General features: G+C 27.6%; 16 protein-coding genes. 4 read left to right on the top strand and 12 right to left on the bottom strand.

Translation table 11 applies throughout. The features are described from left to right. Positions 1-97 precede the first annotated feature (97 nt). From pseG to pseB, 5 genes are read right to left on the bottom strand one after another with little or no spacing between them, the layout of a single operon-like run. Positions 98-1012: a UDP-2,4-diacetamido-2,4,6-trideoxy-beta-L-altropyranose hydrolase gene (gene pseG / locus ACTCCZ_RS03470; RefSeq protein ID WP_079577545.1), complete on the bottom strand. Its 915-nt coding sequence runs from the start codon at positions 1010-1012 to the stop codon at positions 98-100. Positions 1013-1014: 2 nt separating this feature from the next. Continuing rightward, positions 1015-1743, bottom strand: a complete 729-nt coding sequence (locus ACTCCZ_RS03465) for a cytidylyltransferase domain-containing protein (protein WP_079577547.1) — start codon at positions 1741-1743, stop codon at positions 1015-1017. Beyond that, positions 1740-2351 (bottom strand): pseudaminic acid biosynthesis-associated methylase, encoded by a 612-nt coding sequence (locus ACTCCZ_RS03460; RefSeq protein WP_228145287.1) that lies wholly within the window; start codon positions 2349-2351, stop codon positions 1740-1742. The genes ACTCCZ_RS03465 and ACTCCZ_RS03460 overlap by 4 nt, the downstream gene beginning before the upstream one ends. Before the next feature lie 3 nt (positions 2352-2354). Then, entirely contained in the window at positions 2355-3488 is a 1134-nt protein-coding gene (gene pseC / locus ACTCCZ_RS03455; protein WP_079577549.1) for a UDP-4-amino-4,6-dideoxy-N-acetyl-beta-L-altrosamine transaminase, read from the bottom strand. Next, positions 3485-4480, bottom strand: coding sequence for a UDP-N-acetylglucosamine 4,6-dehydratase (inverting) (pseB, locus tag ACTCCZ_RS03450; RefSeq protein ID WP_079577550.1), 996 nt, complete (start codon positions 4478-4480; stop codon positions 3485-3487). Before pseB ends, pseC begins: the two co-directional genes overlap by 4 nt. Positions 4481-4670: 190 nt before the next feature. On the opposite strand from pseB, the gene recA reads away from it, so the two are divergent. The 4 genes from recA to ACTCCZ_RS03430 all read left to right on the top strand — a co-directional run bounded on the left by recA (position 4671) and on the right by ACTCCZ_RS03430 (position 8077). Beyond that, the gene (recA, locus tag ACTCCZ_RS03445; RefSeq protein WP_079577551.1) at positions 4671-5702 is read left to right on the top strand and encodes a recombinase RecA; all 1032 of its coding nucleotides are present in this window, start codon (positions 4671-4673) and stop codon (positions 5700-5702) included. Between the two features lie 148 nt (positions 5703-5850). Continuing rightward, positions 5851-7125, top strand: a complete 1275-nt coding sequence (gene eno / locus ACTCCZ_RS03440) for a phosphopyruvate hydratase (RefSeq protein WP_079577552.1) — start codon at positions 5851-5853, stop codon at positions 7123-7125. Between the two features lie 5 nt (positions 7126-7130). Next, on the top strand, positions 7131-7373 hold the full coding sequence (locus tag ACTCCZ_RS03435; RefSeq protein ID WP_079577553.1) for a septum formation initiator: 243 nt from the start codon (positions 7131-7133) through the stop codon (positions 7371-7373). Then, entirely contained in the window at positions 7370-8077 is a 708-nt protein-coding gene (locus tag ACTCCZ_RS03430; protein ID WP_079577554.1) for an AMIN domain-containing protein, read from the top strand. Before ACTCCZ_RS03435 ends, ACTCCZ_RS03430 begins: the two co-directional genes overlap by 4 nt. A gap of 10 nt (positions 8078-8087) precedes the next feature. On the opposite strand, the gene ACTCCZ_RS03425 is transcribed toward ACTCCZ_RS03430, so the two are convergent. The 7 genes from ACTCCZ_RS03425 to ACTCCZ_RS03395 form a co-directional block, all read right to left on the bottom strand. Continuing rightward, positions 8088-9251 (bottom strand): cation:proton antiporter, encoded by a 1164-nt coding sequence (locus ACTCCZ_RS03425; RefSeq protein ID WP_079577555.1) that lies wholly within the window; start codon positions 9249-9251, stop codon positions 8088-8090. 9 nt (positions 9252-9260) lie between these two features. After that, the gene (locus ACTCCZ_RS03420) at positions 9261-10112 is read right to left on the bottom strand and encodes a biotin synthase (protein WP_079577557.1); all 852 of its coding nucleotides are present in this window, start codon (positions 10110-10112) and stop codon (positions 9261-9263) included. Further along, entirely contained in the window at positions 10099-10614 is a 516-nt protein-coding gene (locus ACTCCZ_RS03415; protein ID WP_079577559.1) for a YfcE family phosphodiesterase, read from the bottom strand. The genes ACTCCZ_RS03420 and ACTCCZ_RS03415 overlap by 14 nt, the downstream gene beginning before the upstream one ends. Beyond that, the gene (gene topA, locus ACTCCZ_RS03410) at positions 10615-12990 is read right to left on the bottom strand and encodes a type I DNA topoisomerase (protein WP_079577560.1); all 2376 of its coding nucleotides are present in this window, start codon (positions 12988-12990) and stop codon (positions 10615-10617) included. Between the two features lie 69 nt (positions 12991-13059). Continuing rightward, the gene (locus tag ACTCCZ_RS03405; RefSeq protein ID WP_079577561.1) at positions 13060-13830 is read right to left on the bottom strand and encodes a UDP-N-acetylmuramate dehydrogenase; all 771 of its coding nucleotides are present in this window, start codon (positions 13828-13830) and stop codon (positions 13060-13062) included. Beyond that, entirely contained in the window at positions 13827-14690 is an 864-nt protein-coding gene (locus tag ACTCCZ_RS03400; protein WP_079577562.1) for a menaquinone biosynthesis family protein, read from the bottom strand. The genes ACTCCZ_RS03405 and ACTCCZ_RS03400 overlap by 4 nt, the downstream gene beginning before the upstream one ends. A gap of 99 nt (positions 14691-14789) precedes the next feature. Next, complete coding sequence (locus tag ACTCCZ_RS03395; protein WP_119184359.1) at positions 14790-15869, bottom strand: glucosaminidase domain-containing protein; 1080 nt, start codon at positions 15867-15869, stop codon at positions 14790-14792. Positions 15870-15921: the final 52 nt, after the last annotated feature.

Below are 15921 nucleotides of genomic sequence, written 5' to 3'. Positions count from 1 at the left end.
TTAAAATATCGTTTAATTGTATCTAAGATATTAAAAGATTATCTTTAGCTTGATTATCTATTTGAGCTTTTCGAAAATATCTTACTTCAAAATATCTCTAGTTAAATAAATTTAATAATTTATTTATACTTCTTTCAAAGTTTTTTGTATCAAATTTTTCAAGAGTATAAAACTTATTCTTTTTTAAATAGTTATAAATATCTTGTTGGTTATCTGCAGTTTTTATTGCAATAAAAGGTAATTGCATAAAATAGACTTCGTTTAAAATTACACTTGCACTAACAACTGCAAAATCAGTTTTTGCCATAAGTTTTGCCATTTTATTAGTATCTATATATAAATTTATAAATTTCTTATTTTTGCAATATTTCTTTAACTGTTTTAAGTTTTTATTTGCACTTGTTGTTACTATATAAACTTTGATATTTTCAAATAGTTGTAATACTTTTAAAATATCTATATTTATATTACTATAATCAGTTCCTCCAATTGCTACAAATACTCTTTTTTTTTCATCACTTTTTTTTATTTTTTTATTTTTATACTTATAAAATTCTTCCCTTAAAAGAGTATATTTTGAGCCACACTTTAATTTGCAGTTTTTAGGAACCAAACTTTTATATTTTTTTTCATTTGCACTAATATTATGATTTATTAAAACATCACAATAGTGTTTTTCATACGTATCATCAAGACATACTATTTTTACAGATGTTTTTTCTTTAATTAATTTTTCACTTTTATAATCAATTTCATAATTATCAATTACTAATATATCAATATTTTGTTTTTTTATTAAATTTATAAGTTCTTCAATATTTTTAGTATTTAGATTATATAAACCAAATTTATTATCAAGAATTTTTTTATTTAGATTACCTTCTAAATTTAAAGTTGCAAAACTTACTTCAAAACCTCTTTTTGCATACTTTTTTGCCAAAACAAGAGTTCTCATAATATGCCCATGTCCTATAGTATAAGAAGCATCTGCTCGAATAAGAACTCTTTTCATAATTATCTTTTCTTTTGCTCTACAAATCTATTTATCTCAAAAATCTCAGGATTATCTTTTAGGGTTGAAATAAGTTTTTCATAAGAGAATTCTTCTTTATTTCCAAGTTTTTCATATAGTTTTTTAATAGCTTCATAATCAGCAATTTCATCTAAAGTAATTCTATATTTTGAATTATCTTCATAACTTTTTAAAAACTCAATTTTTAATTTATCTTTTATTGTTGTATGCATATATATAGTTACATGCTCTTTTTCATAATCAGTTGTTGCATTATTATAAGCTTGTGTTAATAATCTGAAAGAGAAAACTTCTGTATCTAAACCTCTTGGAAAACCACTATGAACTCCTAAACTTACATAATCAGCCTTTGAAGTTTTATATAAATTTATGGCTTTTTGGATTAGTTTTGCATCAATAAAGGGACAATCACTTGTACATCTTATTACAATATCATCATCTTTTAGCCCATATTTAAGACACGATTCATAATATCTACTTAGTACATTATTTGTATCACCTTCATAATATTTTATTTTATGTTTTTTACATATATTTACAATCTCTTCTTGAGTTCCATCATTTGTTGTAGCAATAATAATATTATCTTTAAACGATTCAAGTTTTTTAAACATTGTTTCCAAAACTGTTTTATCTCCTAAAGGTAATAAAACTTTTTTAGGAAGCCTTGTACTTGTTGTTCTTGCTTGAATAACTATATATGTATTCATCTTTTTTCCAATAAAAACCAACTAATATCATCTTGAGGAAAATTATTGTCTCTATGATATAAAAAACCATAATCAACAAGTTCTAAATCATCATATTTATCAAGTATCTCACCTGCAAAATCTCTTTTAAAAAGTTTACCTTCATTTCCTCTATATGGTATTTCTACGGGAGTTGGATTATAGTACTCTGCAACTAAAATATACCTATTTGAATAGTTATATAATTTTTCATATACAACATCTAAATATTCTGGATTGATATGAATTAATACACCTTTTATAAAAGTCATATCAAACTTTTTATCTAAATTTATATCAAGCAATGATTCATTATATACTTTTTTAAGAAAATCTAATTTTTGTAGCTCATTAACTGCTGTTTTATTTATCTCTATTGCAGATATTTCTAAATTTGAAATTGTATTTAATGCATGTAAATTCATTCCAATATTTGAACCAAATTCTATTACTGAATTTACATTTTCCACTCTACTAAAAACTTTGGAAAAAAAGTTTATATTACTTTTTATAATTGATGTATTTCTTTGAGAGTATTCATCTCCAAACTCTTCTGCCCAAAACTTTTCTTGTTCTGTTTTATATTCCACAATTTAACCTTTTTCTAAAATTTCTATCAAATTATGTAAAACATATTTTTGATCTTTTTTACTCAATTTTGGAAAAATTGGCAAAGATAATGCTTTTTTATAGTATTCGTCCATCACTGGTGTTTTTTCATCACCATACCCAAGTTCTTTGTAGTAAGGTTGTTGATTTATAGGTATATAGTGATATTGTAAATAAATAGACTTTTCTCTAAGTTTTAAAAATAAATCTTTTTTTGTAATATTATATTTTTCAAAATCAATTAAAATTACATATAAATGATATGAACTATTTTGTGTGTATTTATATAGTGGCTTTATATACTCAAACTTATCAAAAAATTTATCATATTTTTTTGCTATTTTTCTTCTTTTTTCTAAGAATTTATCTAATTTTTTTATTTGAGAAATACCTAAAGCAGAAGCAATATCAGTTAATCTATAATTGAAGCCCAACTCTTGCATTTCATAAAACCAAGGGGCTATTTCTGGTTTTGATACCATTCCATGATTTCTTAATCTTAGTACTTTTTCATATATTTTTTTACTATTTGTTAAAATTGCTCCACCTTCACCTGTTGTTAATTGCTTTACAGGATGAAAAGAGAAAACAGAAATATCACTATTTTTACAAGAACCAGCTTTTATTCCATCAAAACTTGCACCTATACTATGAGCACAGTCTTCTAAAATTTTAATATTATAAGTCTTTTTTAAAAAAGCAAGTTTTTCTTGATTTACTGGATTTCCTGAAAAATGAACAACATAAATTGCTTTGATCTTATTATTTTTTAAAAGCTCTTCTTCACATAAATCTAAATCAATATTTCCATCACTTTGTATATCAACAAAAATAGGTTTTGCTTTTGCATAAAGAATTGAATTTGAAGTTGCTAAAAAAGAGTTAACTGTTGTAAGAACTAAATCACCCTCATCTAAAAGTATTAAAGAACTTAAATGTAATGCTGCAGTTGCATTTGATACACTTACACAATATTTTGCACCTGTATATTTACATAAAGCATTTTCAAACTCTTGAACTTTAGGTCCTGTTGTTAAAAAATCACTTTTTAATACATCTTTTACTGCTTTAATATCTTCTTTTGTAATTGATTGTTTACCATAAGGAATATTTTTCATTGTATTTCTTTTACTAATTTTAAAAACTCTTCTTTATTAAGCCATTTGTCATTATTTCCTGAATTATATTCAAAACCTTGGCTAACATGCGTTCCAACTTCTCCTAATTTATTTTCACTAAAGTTTGTTACATTTGTAAATTTTATTGTTGGAGTTATTACATAATGGTCATCAAACTCATATGTTAAATGGGAATCATCAGCTGGACACATTATTTCATGAAGTTTTTCGCCTGGTCTAATTCCTACTATTTTATGGGGTAAAGTAGGTGCTAAGTATTTAGCTAAATCAACTATCTTAATTGATGGAATTTTAGGCACAAAAATCTCTCCACCATGCATTCTTTCAAAGTTTTTAAGTACGAAGTTCACTCCATTTTGTAGTGTAATTATAAACCTTGTCATTCTTTCATCTGTAATTGGAAGCTCTTTTGCATTTGAATTTATAAGTTTTTGAAAATAAGGAATAACAGAACCACGACTACAAACAACATTTCCATATCTTACAACAGAAAATTTTGTATCTTGTTCGCCAACTAAATTATTTGCTGCTACAAAAAGTTTATCACTTGCAAGTTTTGTTGCACCATATAAATTCACAGGATTAGCTGCTTTATCAGTAGATAGTGCAATAACTTTTTTTACTTTATTTTCAATTGCTGCATCAATTACATTTTGTGCACCATTTATATTTGTTTTAATACACTCCATTGGATTATATTCAGCAATTGGCACATGCTTAAGTGCTGCTGCGTGTATTACATAATCAACATCTTTAAAAGCTTTTTTTAATCTATCAGAGTCTCGAACATCACCAATAAAATAACGCATACATTTATCATTGAATTCTTGTTCCATTTCATATTGCTTAAGTTCATCACGAGAGTAGATTATAATCTTATTAGGTTTATATTTTTCCAAAATAGTTTTTGTGTATTTTTTACCAAAACTTCCAGTTCCACCTGTTATTAAAATATTTTTTCCATTAAACATAATACAAACCTTAATTTTTTTACTCTATTTTACTTAATATTTTCTTTATTATAGTTAATCTACTATCCAATTATTAAAATTAAATAAATTTAGTAAAAAATCTTACAATTTGCAATAAAAATATGTAATTTATTTTTTTTTTGCTAAAATCACATATAAATAAAAAGAAACTCTAAAATTAGGATAAATAATGGATGATAATCAAAAAAAGTCACTTGATTTAGCAATTAAGCAAATTGATAAAGCTTTTGGAAAAGGTACTTTAATTAGACTTGGAGATAAAGAAGTTGTACCAACAGAAGCCATTTCAACTGGTTCACTTGGACTTGATTTAGCATTAGGTGTAGGAGGACTTCCAAAAGGTAGAGTAATAGAAATCTATGGACCTGAAAGTTCAGGTAAAACAACTCTTACTTTACATGCAATTGCAGAGTGTCAAAAAGCAGGTGGAGTTTGTGCCTTTATTGATGCAGAACATGCACTAGATACAATGTATGCAAGAAATCTTGGAGTTGATATAGATAATTTACTTGTTTCACAACCTGATTATGGAGAACAAGCTTTAGAGATTTTAGAAACAGTTGTAAGAAGTGGTGCTGTTAATCTAGTAGTAATTGACTCAGTAGCAGCTCTTACTCCAAAAGTAGAGATTGATGGAGATATGGATGATCAGCAAGTAGGTGTTCAAGCAAGACTTATGAGTAAAGCTTTAAGAAAGATTACTAGCATAATGAACAAAATGGGAACAACAGTAATTTTTATTAACCAAATTAGAATGAAAATTGGAATGACAGGATATGGAAGTCCTGAAACTACAACTGGTGGAAATGCACTTAAATTCTACTCTTCTGTAAGATTAGATATTAGAAGAATTGCAACACTTAAACAAGCAGAAGAGAGTATCGGAAATAGAGCTAAAGTTAAAGTTGTAAAAAATAAAGTTGCACCTCCATTTAAAATAGCTGAATTTGATATTATGTTTGGAGAGGGTATTTCTAAAATGGGTGAGCTTATTGACTATGGTGTTAAACTTGATATTGTTGATAAAGCAGGAGCTTGGTTTAGTTATGGGGATTCAAAAATTGGTCAAGGAAAAGAGAATTCAAAACAGTTCTTAAAAGATAACCCAGAAATTGCAGCAGAAATTGAAGCAAAAATTCTACAAGCTATGGGATTAGATAGCAATATGCATGAGCTTGAAACTACAGAAGAAGAAAAATAGAACATTACTAAATTTAAAATATCAAAAAAGATAATCTTTTTTGATATTTTCTTTCATAAAACCTAACTTAAAACATCTTATAAAAGCAATTACCAATTAACTTTTTTGTATAATATTTAAAAATTTTGTAACTTAAATAGGAGAAACAGTGGTATATATTGATAATGTTTATGCTGATGAAGTTTTAGACTCAAGAGGAAATCCTACAGTAAGAGCGACAGTAATCTTAAGCGATGGAACAAAACAAAGCGCAATTGTTCCAAGTGGAGCTAGTACAGGGAAAAGAGAAGCCTTAGAGTTAAGAGATGGTGATGATAGATTTTTAGGGAAAGGTGTTTTAAAAGCTGTTGAAAATGTAAATACATTAATTGCTGATGAACTTATTGGTTTAAGCCCATTTAACCAAGCAGAAGTTGATGCAACAATGAAAGATATTGATGAAACAAATAACTACTCTAAACTAGGAGCAAATGCAGTTCTTGGAGTTTCTATGGCAAATGCAAGAGCAGCAGCAGCTTCTTTAAATATGCCTCTTTATAGATATTTAGGTGGAGCAAATGCTATGACTATGCCTGTACCTATGTTTAATATCATAAATGGTGGAGAGCATGCTAATAACTCTGTTGATTTTCAAGAGTATATGATTATGCCAATTGGATTTGAAAACTTCAATGATGGATTAAGAGCAGCATCAGAGGTTTATCATAATCTTAAAAAAATCATTGATGAGATGGGTGAAAGCACTGCTGTTGGTGATGAGGGTGGATTTGCTCCAAATCTAAAATCAAATGAAGAACCTATTCAAGTTATTATAAAAGCTGTTGAAAAAGCAGGATATAAAATTGGTGAGCAAATAGCTATTGCTTTAGATGTTGCTGCTTCTGAATTAATCAATGATGAGGGAAAATATGTTCTTAAATCTGAAAATAAAGAGTTAACTTCTGATGAATTAGTAGAATACTATGCAGATTTATGTTCTAAATATCCAATTGTTTCAATTGAAGATGGATTAAGTGAAGATGACTGGGATGGTTGGAAAATATTAACAGAAAAATTAGGAGATAAAGTTCAATTAGTTGGTGATGATTTATTTGTTACAAATGCATCAATACTAAATGAAGGTATCTCTAAAAAAATTGCAAACTCAATATTAATAAAACCAAATCAAATTGGAAGTATTAGTGAAACAATGCTTACTATTAGATTAGCACAAAGAAACAACTATAATTGCGTAATGTCACATAGATCAGGTGAATCAGAAGATGCATTTATAGCAGACTTTGCAGTTGCATTAAATTGTGGTCAAATTAAAACAGGTGCAACTTCAAGGGGAGAGAGAAACGCTAAATACAATAGATTATTGGAAATAGGTGCAGAAGTTGCTTATGCTGAATATTTAGGAAAAACTCCTTTTGTTAAATAATCTAAATGAAGCAAAAAATTCATGAGCTAAAAAAATTTAGTGTAATAACAATCATTTCGGTTGTTATTACACTTTTTCTTAGTTATCATGCAGCAATACTTTTATTTGGAAGCAATTCATTGGATGTTTATAGTTCTTTAAAAGATAAAAGGGTATATTTAGTCAATGAAATAAAAAGATTACAAGAAGAGAATGCCCACTTACAAAAAGAGTATTTTGAATTAAAAAACTTGGAGCCAGAACAATGAAAAAAATATCTTTATTTATAGCATTATTAATTCTATCATCAAGCTTGAGTGCAAGGGAAAATCCTTTTGAAACAACACAAGCTTATAATGAAGAAGTTGCAAGACTTATGGAAATAAAAGAGAGTTATCCTGATGAGTTTGAAAATCAAGAAAAAATCTACATAGAAGAAATTCAAGAAAAGATGAAAGCTAATAGTATAAATAAAGATACTAAAAGTGTAGAGAAAAAAGCAAATAAAAAAGCTTCAGAACTAACAGAAGATAAAATCAAAAAACTGATTACTCAAGCTCAAGAAAAAACTGTAAATGAAACTAAAAAGTTTGTACAAGAGTTAAAAAAACAAGAAAAAGAAGAGATTATTTATGTAAAGCCTAGAACAGATGTATCTTTTGAAAAAGAGTTACTACCGTTTTTAAAATTTGAATATACAAATGTTAAACTTCAAATAAATACAAAATATGATGTATTTAAGAAATTTACATTACCAAATCAAAATAAAATAATCTTAGATTTTCATGCAAAAGAAAACTTTTATACAAAAAGAGAAGATTTAAACTCAACAAACTTTACACGAATAACTGTAGGCAATCATAAAAAAGATAAATTTTTTAGAGTTGTTGTAGAGTTAACTGACACTCCTGATAACTACGAAGTTACTTACACAAATGGACAAGTAACAATTTTTAGATTAGAGCAGATGTAAAACATCTGCTTTAAGAAGCTTTTACTTTTTTTATTCCTAAGAAATTTGTTAAAATTCTAATTACTATCATTACTATTAAAACTTCTAAAATTGATGCTAAAATAAATGCATAATAGTAAAATTGTGTAATTGCATGACTTTGATAAGCAAGTGTAGTTACTGCAATTAATAGTGTAAGTGGCATTGAATGAGATAAACCTAACATAAAAAACTTGTTTATTCCCATCTCTTTTATAAAAAGTAATGAAGCAACCAATCTAATAAATATCATAGCAAAAACAATCAAAAATGCAGTTAGTATAAGTCCATCATGAAAAAGCTCTTCAAGTTCAAATGATGAACCTACATAAATGAAAAAGATAGGAACTAGCCAACCAAAACCAAAGTGTTCCAACTTATGAGGTAGTTGTTTATTATGCTCAAAGAATGTTGTAATAAAAGTACCTGCAATAAATGCACCAAATGCAACCTCAAGTTTCAAATAAATCATAACTGCAATCATAACAAAGAAAATTGCCATAGATACTCTAATATCTTGTTCTTGATTATCTTCTGTTGGCATTAAGTAAGTTTTTATTTCAGGATACCACCAAACTACATTATTAAATAGTTTATACAATATAGCCATTAAAATCATAAAAACAGTAAATAGTAGCATTGTTTTATAAAATTCCCAAGTTATACCAAACTCAAGCATAGCAGACACTGTTGTAAGTGCAAAAATTGATACAATTTCACCAATTAGTCCTACAACAATTGCCATTCTTATCCACTCAACATCACCATACTCTTTTTTTAATGCAGCTAAGATACCAATAGAAATTAAAGGTAAAGTTACAATAAAAATATTTCCAAGTTTAAAATATATAGTAATAGCAGCAGATAAAGAGAAAAGTATTACATTATAAAAAAGTGATTTTTTCAATATAACTGATGGAATATTTATTAACTTTCTTAAATCAACTTCAAGTCCTGCTAAAAACATCAAGTATAAAAAACCAAGTTCAGCAACAAGCTCTAAAATTGGGTGTTCAACTAAAAAAGAAAAATATACAGCAAAAGCACCAAGCATAATCTCAATTGGAATTGTTGGTATTTTTAGTACTCTTGAAAGTAAAGGTGATGTAAATATAATTACGGATATTGTTACTATAATTAAAATTTCATCACTCATATTAAACCTTTAGTTTCTTTCTCTTGCTATTTTAAAACCTAATTTCTCAAGTTCTTGCATATCATCTTTTGGTGATTTTCCTTGTGTTGTTAAATAATCACCAATAACAAAGGCATTTGCACCTTTTTCAAAGATTTTATATTGTTCATCTCCAAACATCAACTCTCTTCCACCTGCAACCATTATTTTCTTTGCATTTGGAACCATTTTTCTAGCTAATGTAATTAATTCAAAAGCTTCTTCTTTACTAACTGAGTTTTCTACAAGAGGTAACGCCTCATTTGGATGAAAAAAGTTTAAAGGTACATTCATAGGATCTAATGATGCAATTGATTCAAGCATTGATACTCTTTGCTCTTGTGTTTCTCCTAAACCAAAAATTCCTCCACATACTAATCTTAAACCAACTTCTTTTACATTTTTACAAGTTTCATATCTCTCTTCCCAAGTATGAGTTGTAACAATCTCTTTATAAAAATCTTGTGCTGTTTCAAGATTGTGGTTATAAGCATCAACTCCTGCTTCTTTAAGTGTTTGTAACTGTTCAACTGAAGCTGTTCCATTACATGCAATTAAAATAAGCCCTAGGTTCTCTTTTTTAACAGCTTTTGCAGCTTCACATACAAAAGCTAATCTTTTGTCAGTTAAACCTTTTCCAGCTGTAACTAAACAAAAACCATTGGCACTATTTTCCTTTGCCATTTTTGCCTCTTTTACAATTTGTTCAATTGCTTTTTTCTTATATCTTTGAATATCAGCTTTATATTTAACACTTTGTGTACAGAATTTACAGTCTTCATTACATGTACCACTTTCAATATTACAAATAGCACATAAAAATATCTCTTTATTCTCGTTCATATTTAAACTCTTCTTTCATAAAATTATTTGTATTTATATCTTTATAATAGTAAGTAATTATATACTCATTTTTATTAATTTCAAGCAATACACACTCAATCAAAGGTTTTTCACGGGCGCATATTTCTCCTGGATTAATAAATAAAGTACCATTATTATAACTACACTCAAACTTATGAGTATGTCCAAAAATAACAATATCACTATCTGCATTTAAATAATAAGGAAGATGCATAAGCTTAAATTTTATATCTTTAATCTTAAAATAATATGGTTCTTTTTGAATATTATACTCATTTGACAAAGATAATAAACTCCTGTCATTATTGCCAAAAACAGTAACATACACTAACTTTGAATTTTGTAATAATTTTAAATTATCTTCAATACATAAGTCACCAGCATGTATTAAATATTGTGCACCTTTTTGTTTTAAGTGGTTTATTGCAAGTTCAGTATAGTCACTTTTTGTGTGACTATCTGATAATATTCCTATTTTCATCTATTTTTTTGTAGTACTTGTACTACTTTTCTTTGTTGTAGTTTTTTTTGCAGTTGTTTTCTTCGTTGTTGTTTTCTTTGCAGGTGCTTTTTTAGCTGTAGTTTTTTTAGTTGTTTTTGATTTTGGATCTTTTTTGATTATCTCTTCACACTCTTCTAAAGTTAAATCTTCTGCAACTTTACCTTTAGGGATTTTGAAATTTTTTCTTCCTTGTTTAATATAAGGACCATATCTACCATTTAATATCTGTATTTTTTCTTTCTCAAATATCTTTATTGTTGCTTTTGCTTTTGCTTCATCAATCTCTTTGATTACTTCTAAAGCTCTTGGTAACTCTATTTTATATGGATCATCTGTTTTAAGAGAGTAAAATCTATTATCAATTTGTAAGTATGGACCAAATCGTCCTATATTAGCAATAATATCTTCACCTTTATCATTTTTTCCAACAACTCTTGGTAGAGTAAATAAATAAAGTGCTTCATCAAGTGTAATAGTATCCATATTTAAATGATCAGGAATTGCAACAAATTTTGGCTTTTCTTCATCATCTTTTGTTCCAATTTGAATAAAAGGACCAAATCTTCCAACTCTTGCACTTACAGGTTTTTTAGATTCTGGGTCTATTCCTATTTCTCTTATTTGTAAATAATCTTCTTTATTTACACTACTCTCTTTTTCTTCAATTCTTTTTTTGAAATCACCATAAAAATCTTGCATTACTTGTTCCCAAGCAATTTTGCCCTCAGCAATATTATCAAACTCTTCTTCTATTTTTGCAGTAAATCCTAAATCCAATATCTCAGCAAAATGGTCTGTTAAAAATGAATTTACAATCTCTCCTGTTGCAGTAGGAGCTAATTTTTTATCTTCTGTTTTAACCACATACTCTCTTTGTTGTATTGTTGAGATTGTTGGTGCATAAGTTGATGGTCTTCCAATTCCTTCACTTTCAAGTTTTTTTACTAAACTAGCTTCTGTATATCTTGCAGGTGGCTTTGTAAATAACTGTTCTAAATCTAATTTTTCTAAATCTAGCACAGTCCCTTTTTTTATTGTTGGTAATATTTTTTCACTACTATCAAGTGCACTTTCAGGATTATCACTTCCCTCAGTGTATGCTTTCATAAATCCAGCAAAAATAATTCTTTGTCCCTTTGATTGAAACTCATACTCTTTATCTTTTCCAGCTTCAATTTTATATGTTGTATTAGCCATTTTAGCAGGAGCCATTTGTGTTGCTAGTGTTCTTTTCCAAATTAGAGAATAAAGCTTAAATTGTGCATTATCAACATAAGCTTTTATATCACTTGGTTTTAGTGCTAAATTAACAGGTCTAATAGCTTCATGGGCTTCTTGTGCACCTTTTGCTTTTGATTTGTATAATCTTGGTTTATTAAGTGAATAATCTTTCCCATACTCTTGCTCAATTACTTCTTTTGCTGCACTTGTTGCTACTTTTGAAAGGTTTAATGAGTCAGTTCTCATATAAGTGATTAAACCACCTGTATGATTTGGAATATTACCAACATTTCCCTCATATAGTTGTTGTGCAATAACCATTGTTTGTTTAACAGAAAAGCCTAGTTTTCTACTTGCTTCTTGTTGTAGCGTTGAAGTTGTAAAAGGAGCTGCTGGGTTTCTATTTGATTCTTTCTCTTCTATATCTACAAGTTCAAAAACTCCTTGATTAATAGAAGCTTCAATCTGTTTTGCCTCTTGTTCATTTGTTACTTTTTGAGCTTTACCTTCAATTTTTGCAAGTTCTGCTTTAAAACTTGGATTAATAAAATCAGCTTTAATTTTCCAATACTCTTCTGGCTTAAATTTTCTAATCTCATTCTCTCTATCTACTATAATTCTAACAGCAACAGATTGAACTCTACCAGCACTAAGTCCATATCTTACTTTTTTCCAAAGTAGTGGAGATAGTTCATATCCAACTGCTCTATCTAAAATTCTTCTAGCTTGTTGTGCATCAACTAAATTTTGGTCAACATCACGTGGGTTTTCAATAGCTTTTAAGATTGCATCTTTAGTAATTTCATGGAAAACAATTCTTTTTATAGGGTTTTTTTCAACTTTTAAAGCAGGAATCAAGTGCCAAGCAATAGCTTCTCCCTCTCTATCCTCATCGGCAGCTAGGTATATTACTGTATCTTTTGTAATATGTTTTTTCAAATCTGCTATTACTTTTCTTTTATCTGTTGAGATTAAATATTGTGGCTTAAAATTATTATCTGGATCAAAGCCTAATTTTGATTTTGGTAAATCTCTAACATGCCCCATAGAGGCCATAACCGTATAACTTTTATCAAGAAACTTTGAAATTGTTTTTGCTTTTGCAGGTGACTCAACTATTACTAAATTCTTCAAACTCTTTAACCCTTACGCTATTTTTTAAAGTGGAAAGTGTATCATAAATTAATTAATAGACAATTAAGCTTAATAAATAATTACCTCTTCTTCTAAATTTATATCAAATTTTTCTTTAACTCTTTTTTTAGCTAAATTTATTAAATAAATAGCATCTTCAAAAGTTCCATTGCCACTATTTACTAAAAAATTTGCATGCTCTTTTGAAAAATACATTGAGCCTTTTTGCATACCTTTTAAGCCAACTTCTTCGATTAATCTTCCTGCAAAATCTCCTTTTGGGTTTTTAAAACATGACCCAGCACTTGCCATTTGAGGTTGATTATCTCTCATTTTATTAAATTGATTTAATCTATCTTTACAAAATCCACTTTGTACTTCTAAAACCACTTCATAAACTATTGTATTAATTTTTGTATTTCTATAAGTGTATTGTATATCTTCTTTATTTATATATCCATCTTTTGTTTTAATACAAATAATATGATTAAAAATCTCCCATGATTTTAATCCCGCATTCATTTTTACAACTCCACCCATTGTCCCAGGCAGCTTTGCTAAAAATTCTAAATGTCCTATGTCATTTTTTCTACAATAACTTAATAACTTTCCAGAACTTGTTGCACAACCTACATAAAGTCTATTATTCTCTTGTTTTATATAATCAAAATTTTTTCCAAGTATAGCAAACTTTGGATGAGTATTTGAAACTAAGATATTATTTGCTTTTCCTATTATTGTATAATCATCATAATCACCAATCTCTTCAATTACTTTTATATTAGCTATTGGACCTATTTTAATTGAAGAGTATTTTGAAAAATCTATTTGCTTAATCACTTGTTTCTTAATTCCTCATACTCACTTGGAATTAAAAAATCTTTTGCTTTGATTAGATTTTCATAAAATCCATGTTTATATCCAAGTTCAAAAAGTTTATCAAGTGCTTTATATTGAACTTCACTTAAATTTACTGATTCATCATTTGCATATAAATCTAAATATTTATCTAATGTAGAAGCATCAACTCTAATAAGACCTTTTTCAAGTAACATTGTAGCTAGAACTTTTCTATTTTTATTTGCAACATCAACAGCTTTTATTAAAGTATTTTCATAATCAATTGCACTATGAAGAGGAATTGATCTTCTTAGGCACATTCCTCCAAGTGGTAAAGGTAAACCTCCACCACTTAAATCTTCCCAAATATCCCACATCTCTTTTTCTACTTCAAGCTCATCATTATAATTTAAAATTGATTCATGTATTAAAACACCAGCATCAACTGTTCCTTCAGTCACAGCTTTTTCAATATCTAAAAAATTCATATATGTAATTCTAGCTTCTGGATAAGCTATTTTAAAAAGTAATGCATTTGTTGTAAACTCTCCACTAAGAGCTACTTTGAAATTTTTCTTTAATTTTTTATCTTTTCTTTTTACTAATTTTGGTCCATAACCTTCTCCAAAAGATACAGCTGTTTTTAATAATGCATAATCATCTTTAACAAAAGGATATAAAGCAAATGATATAGCACAAATATCATACTCACCTTTTAAAGTAGCTTGATTTAGTGTTTCTATATCAGCTGCTATATTTTCAAACTTGGCATCTTTAGCACTAACCCAGCCAAATTTAATAGCATAGTACATAAATATATCATCTGCATCTGGAGAGTGTGCAACAGTTATTGTTTTCAAAACTTGTCCTTAATATTATAGTTTTTAGTAATTTATAAAAGAAAGATTGTAGCACTTTATGAATTATTATTTGGTTAGATATAAACAAAGTAGTTGAAACTACTTTGTTTGTTCTTCTTTTTGACTAGCTTTAATAGGAGTTTGTTTATTTTCTACTTCTTGTTCTTCTTTTTCTATTTCAATACTTTTCTCATCTTTTTTTTCAACAACTTTATTATCAATTTTTTCTTCTTCATTTTCTATATTCATATCATTTGTTGTTTCTTCTTTTGTAGTTTTTTCAATCTCACTTGAAGTTGTAACCTCATCATTTCCATTTTCTATTGCGTTTTTTTCAAACTCTTCTTCTTTTTTAGCATCTTCTTTTGTTAATTGTTTTTGTTCTTTTTGTACTATAAACTCTTTATCATCATATTTTGTAAAGTTATTATATTTTATCATTGCAGCTAACTCTTTTCCATAAGCAGCTTTTTTTTCAGAGTATCTATCAAGTTTTGTAACAAGTACAAAAGGGTCTGGGTTTTCAAAGTTTGTTTTTCTAAACTCTTTAAAAGCGCTACTTCTTGATAAAGTAATATAATAATCTTTTATTGCTTCTTTTACACTTGAATACTTTTTAAGCCAAATAGTTTTTGAACCTCTTTTCCCACTTGCTGCGATTCTTGGTTCACTTTTATTAAAAGACCAAACACCAAAAATATTATTTGCTTCTTTAAAAAATCTTGATTGTCCCCAAGCACTCTCCATTGCCCCTTGAGCTAATGCAATTGATTTTGGATGTGGTTTTAGTGCATATAAAAGCTCTTGGTTTGTATTTACTTTATAAAACTCTTTTAATTTTTGAATTTTTTCTGATTCTTTGTTTTGTTTTATATCTTCTTGAACTTGAAAAAACTCTTGCTTTAACTCATCATATACTTTATTTAAAGCAGGTACCATCATATCAATAAATCTTTTTTTCTTTACAGAAACAGGAATTGGTTTTGGCTTACTTTTTTCTAAAGCTTCATCAAGTTTTGCTTTTAAACTCTCTTCACTTTTTTCTAAAGTATCTATTCTTTCATTTAATTTTACAATTTCTTGCTTTAACTGTTTTACTTGTTTATTTTGGAGTTGATAAAAATATCCAAACATAAGCAAGACAATTATACTCATTGCTATAAGGTAGTTTCTTTTCATAAGATTTCCTATTGTGTGTATTTTAAATAATAGTGTATCAAAATATCAATAA

It is taken from the genome of Malaciobacter sp. (assembly GCF_055140965.1).
The sequence above is the reverse complement of the archived record's forward strand: the minus strand, read 5'-3'. Positions and strand labels throughout refer to the sequence as shown.

Excerpts from the sequence above, each read along its gene's own strand:
- ACTCCZ_RS03425 (WP_079577555.1), bottom strand. The coding sequence starts at position 9,251 with ATGAGTGATGAAATTTTAATTATAGTAACAATATCCGTAATTATATTT.
- ACTCCZ_RS03430 (WP_079577554.1), top strand. The coding sequence starts at position 7,370 with ATGAAAAAAATATCTTTATTTATAGCATTATTAATTCTATCATCAAGC.
- ACTCCZ_RS03395 (WP_119184359.1), bottom strand. The coding sequence starts at position 15,869 with ATGAAAAGAAACTACCTTATAGCAATGAGTATAATTGTCTTGCTTATG.
- pseC (WP_079577549.1), bottom strand. The coding sequence starts at position 3,488 with ATGAAAAATATTCCTTATGGTAAACAATCAATTACAAAAGAAGATATT.
- pseB (WP_079577550.1), bottom strand. The coding sequence starts at position 4,480 with ATGTTTAATGGAAAAAATATTTTAATAACAGGTGGAACTGGAAGTTTT.
- ACTCCZ_RS03415 (WP_079577559.1), bottom strand. The coding sequence starts at position 10,614 with ATGAAAATAGGAATATTATCAGATAGTCACACAAAAAGTGACTATACT.
- ACTCCZ_RS03420 (WP_079577557.1), bottom strand. The coding sequence starts at position 10,112 with ATGAACGAGAATAAAGAGATATTTTTATGTGCTATTTGTAATATTGAA.
- ACTCCZ_RS03435 (WP_079577553.1), top strand. The coding sequence starts at position 7,131 with ATGAAGCAAAAAATTCATGAGCTAAAAAAATTTAGTGTAATAACAATC.
- pseG (WP_079577545.1), bottom strand. The coding sequence starts at position 1,012 with ATGAAAAGAGTTCTTATTCGAGCAGATGCTTCTTATACTATAGGACAT.
- ACTCCZ_RS03465 (WP_079577547.1), bottom strand. The coding sequence starts at position 1,743 with ATGAATACATATATAGTTATTCAAGCAAGAACAACAAGTACAAGGCTT.
- recA (WP_079577551.1), top strand. The coding sequence starts at position 4,671 with ATGGATGATAATCAAAAAAAGTCACTTGATTTAGCAATTAAGCAAATT.